The following is a 1,833-nucleotide window of genomic DNA, read 5'->3' as shown; positions in this document are numbered from 1 at the left end:
CGTGGTTGCGGGACGGGTTTCAGCGGTGAGCGTTTTCCCGTCGGCTTCGTTCATCATCGGTTGAATCTCGACGCCCTCCATTGCCTCGGCGAAGTTATCGCTCGACCACGTCACCGTGTTCCCGTTGACTCTCCCGCTAACGTTCGCTTCCGCGATCGGCTCCGGCACGGTAACGCTCACCTCTGTCGTAAGGTTAAGTTCCTCTTCCGGAGCCACAAGCATTGGACGAATCTCCACGAGGTATGTTCCCTTATCGGTATAGGTAACCTTGGCCCTGAACATGTCGTAGAGCCCTTCCATCGAGAGCCCATCTACCTCAATGAAGGCCACATTATGAGACTCGCCGATGAGACGGACCTGATCTTCTCTCACGCCGAGGTCCTCAGGCCAGGTTGTCACCTCATCTTCAAGCGTGCGTTTAGTGTCCGGATTGTCTACGCCATGCTCCTTACCCAGTTCCTCGAGGAGCTCATCCGTGAGCTCGGTCTTCGACCTAACATTCGCGATAAGGGGTCCATCCACACCGTCTGGAGCTTCGATTTGGATGTTCTCCGTGTACTTATTAGCGGTCGGCTTCTCCTGCGTTTTCTCAGCACTCCCTGCGGAACAGCCGGTCAAAGCTAAAGCGCCAGCGAAAAGCGCCGCGGTCACGGCACGGAAAGACTTGGTGAACCTCATGATCTCCTACTTCGTTTGACGGCGGGGGCGGAACGCTACAGAGCTGAACACCTCAGCATCCATGCCCGAAAGGCCATAGGGGGGACGGCTTATAGCCTCGTTGATGCCTTCATGTTTGCAGAAAGCCCCTTCATGTTTGCAGAAAACACAGAGCAGTAGGTCCACCGTAAGGATGACCCGAACTGTGAAGGTGCTTGTGCCTTTCTTTGCAGTGACAGTGTTTCTCGGCGTGACAGCGATTCGAATATATGTTCTAATGATGGTGTGAGCATGGGAAGCTCCGGCGTTGCGGTTGCCGCGGATGCACCGCCGCCGCAACGCCAAGGGGTGAGTGCGCACAACGCACTCACCCCACATCCAGCGAAAACCAGACCGGTATCTACTTGTCCGTGTTTGTTGGACGGGTTTCAGCGGTAAGGGTTTTCCCGTCGGTATCAAACATTTCGCCTGGTACGATTTCTACGCCCTCCATTGCCTCAGCATAGTTATCGCTCGTCCATGTCACCGTGTTCCCGTCGACCTTCCCGCTAACGTTCGCTTTCTCGATCGGCTCCGGCAGGGTCACGTTCAGCTCTGTCGTCAGGTTATCTTCCTCAACGGGCTCCAGAACCATTGGACGAATCTCCACCCGATATGTTCCCTTATCGGTATAGGAAACCTTAGTCCTCAGCATTTTGTAGAGCTTGTCCATCGGGATGCGGTCTACTTCAATGCGGGCTACGTTGTGGGACTCTGCGGTGAGACGAACCTGGTCCTCGCCTAAATCGACGGCCTTAATCATCTCTTCCATATCACCTTCAAGCGTGCGTTTAGCGTCCGGGTTGTCTACCCCATGTTCCTTACCCAATTTCTCGAGGGTCTCATCCGTGACTTCGACCTTGGACCTAACATTCGCTACAAGGGGTTTCTTCGCATCGTCTGGAGCTTCGATGTGAATATTATCCGTGAACTTATTAGCCGTCGGCTTCTCCTGCGATTTCTCAGCACCCTCCGTAGAGCAGCCGGTCAACGCTAAAGAACCAGCGAAAAGTACTGCGGTCACTGCACTCAAAGACTTAGTGAACTTCATGATCTCCTGCTTCACTCGATGGCCAAGGCCGAACACTGCAGGGCTGCATACCTCAACGTCTGCAACCTGAAACGGCCCTAGAGGGA

At 54.4% G+C, this 1,833-nt stretch carries 2 protein-coding genes; both read right to left on the bottom strand.

Going from position 1 to position 1,833, the window contains the following annotated elements:
• Positions 1-678: hypothetical protein (locus HMPREF3160_RS07670; protein WP_176744720.1), on the bottom strand; the 678-nt coding region annotated here is incomplete at its 3' end.
• A 379-nt stretch (positions 679-1,057) separates the two neighbouring features.
• Positions 1,058-1,833: hypothetical protein (locus tag HMPREF3160_RS07665; protein ID WP_218078976.1), on the bottom strand; the 776-nt coding region annotated here is incomplete at its 5' end.

The organism is Arthrobacter sp. HMSC06H05 (assembly GCF_001807395.1).
GTDB lineage: Bacteria > Actinomycetota > Actinomycetes > Actinomycetales > Micrococcaceae > Pseudoglutamicibacter > Pseudoglutamicibacter albus.
The sequence above is the reverse complement of the archived record's forward strand: the minus strand, read 5'-3'. Positions and strand labels throughout refer to the sequence as shown.